Source organism: Vibrio sp. 10N.222.55.C6, from assembly GCF_041473395.1.
GTDB lineage: Bacteria > Pseudomonadota > Gammaproteobacteria > Enterobacterales > Vibrionaceae > Vibrio > Vibrio crassostreae_C.
The window spans coordinates 1-217 of sequence record NZ_JBFRSD010000458.1 but is presented as its reverse complement, the minus strand read 5'-3'; the positions used below and the strand labels follow the sequence as shown (position 1 = coordinate 217).

Annotated in this window: 1 protein-coding gene; it reads right to left on the bottom strand. The window is 40.6% G+C overall.

Annotation, left to right across the window (positions count from 1 at the left end; translation table 11 throughout):
* The coding region (locus tag AB4486_RS24585; protein WP_372119288.1) for a hypothetical protein at positions 1–217 on the bottom strand (217 nt) is incomplete at both ends.

The window sequence follows — 217 nt, the reverse complement described above, 5'->3', positions numbered from 1 at the left end:
AAATTCAAATTTAATTTTTTCAGAGGTGTCAGATCCAGGATCATATTCAATCTGATCAGCAATTTGTCCGCTATCCCTAATAGAGCCTGCGACACCAATTCCAAAGCCACTTAATTCAGATATAGTCCCTGATGTCTCATTACCATCGGAGTCATAAGTGATGGCTTCAATCGAGAACAGAGGTTGGCCATCACTTCCAGTTGGAATCGTAATACCA